The sequence below is a fragment of the Mesorhizobium sp. M7A.F.Ca.US.002.01.1.1 genome (genome assembly GCF_004022955.1).
GTDB classification, from domain to species: domain Bacteria; phylum Pseudomonadota; class Alphaproteobacteria; order Rhizobiales; family Rhizobiaceae; genus Mesorhizobium; species Mesorhizobium ciceri.
On record NZ_RZQE01000710.1, the window covers coordinates 1 to 2255 of the forward strand.

Below are 2255 nucleotides of genomic sequence, written 5' to 3' on the forward strand. Positions count from 1 at the left end.
GCTTCTACACCTATGAGGCCAAATATCTCGATGCCGACGGCGCGCTGGTCAAGGTGCCCGCCGATGTCCCGGCCGATGTGGCCGAAAAGGCCAGGGATATGGCGCGGCAGGCGTTCCAGGCGCTTGGCTGCGAAGCCATGGCGCGCGTCGATTTCTTCCTGCGCACCGACGGCAGCCTGCTTGTCAACGAGGTCAACACCATTCCCGGCTTCACCGACATCTCGATGTATGCCAAGGCGCTTGCCGCCTCAGGCATCGGCTACAGCCAGACCATCGACGTGCTGATCGAGCACGCGCTGGCCAGGCATGCGGCGCGCTGATCCGATCGGGCGAGCCTGACTTCCATTTAGCCCTTGGGGAGCGGCCGGTGCGGGCCGGATCATTGCCTGTGAGCGAGGCGTATTTCATCGTTGGCTAAAGTTGCACGTCCGCTCTATATGCCCGACCATGGCATTTGGCAGGGAGGCATCACGTGGCCAATCGTCGAAACGGCACGGCGTCTCCGGCTGATGGGCTGGGGGACACCCTTTCAGCGGCCGCGCCCCATCCGCGAACCTCTTTGCCCAATGTGGCGGCCATCGTCACGACAGTGGCGGCACTGTATTTCGGGCGCGAGGTTTTCCTGCCGATCGCCATCGCGCTGCTGCTGACCTTCGCACTGGCGCCGCTTGTCGCAGCGCTAAAAAAGCTCGGCATTCCCCGGATTGCCGCCGTCATCGCCAGCGTGCTCGGCGCCTTCGCGGCGCTTGGCCTGTTCTCCTTCATCGTCGCCACGCAGGTCAGCGAACTGGCGCAGAACATCCCGGTCTACCAGACCAACATCCTGACCAAGATCCGCTCGCTCAAGGAAACCGGGGTCGGCGGCGGGATCCTTGCCAGACTGAGCAAGGTGGTCGAGCGGGTCGGCCAGGAGATCGACAGGCAAGACCCCTCGCTGCCGGTCGCCACCCCGGAAAAGCCGCCGCGCGAGCCGGTGCCCGTCGAGATCGTCGCGCACGAAAGGCCGCTTCAGGTCCTGCAGAATGTCGTCGGGCCGCTGATCAGCCCGCTTGGGTCGGCCGGGCTGATCATTGTCGTCGTCATCTTCATGCTGCTCGAGCGGGAGGATCTGCGCGACCGCTTCATCCGGCTTGTCGGCTACGGCGACCTCCACCGCACCACCGAGGCGCTTCAGGATGCCGCCAAGCGGGTGGGCCGCTATCTCCTGATGCAATTGGTCGTCAACATCGTCTACGCCATACCGATCGCGATCGGGCTCTGGGCCCTCGGTATTCCCAATGCGCTGCTGTGGGGGCTGCTGGCCCTGGCGCTGCGTTTCGTTCCCTATATCGGCCCGATCATAGGCATGCTTTTGCCGCTGTTCCTGGCGCTGGCCGTGGCACCGGGCTGGTCGCTCGTGCTGTGGACAGCCGCCTTGTTCGTGGTGATGGAACTGATCACCGGCAATGTCATCGAACCCTGGCTCTACGGTTCGCGAACGGGACTGTCGCCGCTGGCGATCATCGTCGCGGCGATTTTCTGGACGTGGCTCTGGGGGCCGCTCGGGCTGATCCTGTCGACGCCGCTCACTGTCTGCCTGGTGGTGCTGGGCAGGCACGTGCCGCAGTTTGAATTCCTGGACGTGCTGTTCGGCAACGAGCCCGTGCTCGAACCCCATGCGCGCCTGTACCAGCGGCTGCTGGCCGGCGATCCGGAAGAAGCCACCGATCATGCCGAGGAGATGCTGGAGGAGAAATATCTGGTCGAATTCTATGACAAGGTTGCCATTCCGGCGCTTCTGCTGGGCGAACAGGACCGTGTGCGCGGCGTCATGGGCGATTTGCAAAGGCGGCAGGTGGCGGCCAGTGCCCTGATGCTGGTCGCCAATCTCGACGACAGCGCGCAGGAGGAGGCAGGCGAGGAGGAGGGGCCGCCCGTGGCCGCAGAGGCGAGCGACGATGACGATCCCGGCGGGGAGGACGAGACCGAACTGCCCGATGGCACGGATATGTCCGTGCTTTGCGCCGGGGGGCGTGGCGAGCTCGACGACGCCGCTGCCGCGATGCTGGCGCAGGTGCTGGAGGTCCAGGGCGCGACGGTGTCGAAAGCCAGCTTTGCCGATATGGAACCCGCCGGCATTCGCCGCCTTGAGCTCGAAACCGTCGACACCGTCGTGGTCGGATTCCTGAACCGGGATTCCACCAAGCACGCCCGCTTTCTGGTCCGCCGGCTGAAGCGTGCGACGGCCGCACTTCGGGTGGTAATCGTGTTCTGGT

At 64.9% G+C, this 2255-nt stretch carries 2 protein-coding genes; both read left to right on the forward strand.

The window, feature by feature from the left end; all coding sequences use genetic code 11:
* On the forward strand, positions 1-320 hold a 320-nt coding region (locus tag EN932_RS34450), incomplete at its 5' end, for an ATP-grasp domain-containing protein (protein WP_128369450.1).
* A gap of 152 nt (positions 321-472) precedes the next feature.
* The coding region (locus EN932_RS34455; RefSeq protein WP_164890790.1) for an AI-2E family transporter at positions 473-2255 on the forward strand (1783 nt) is incomplete at its 3' end.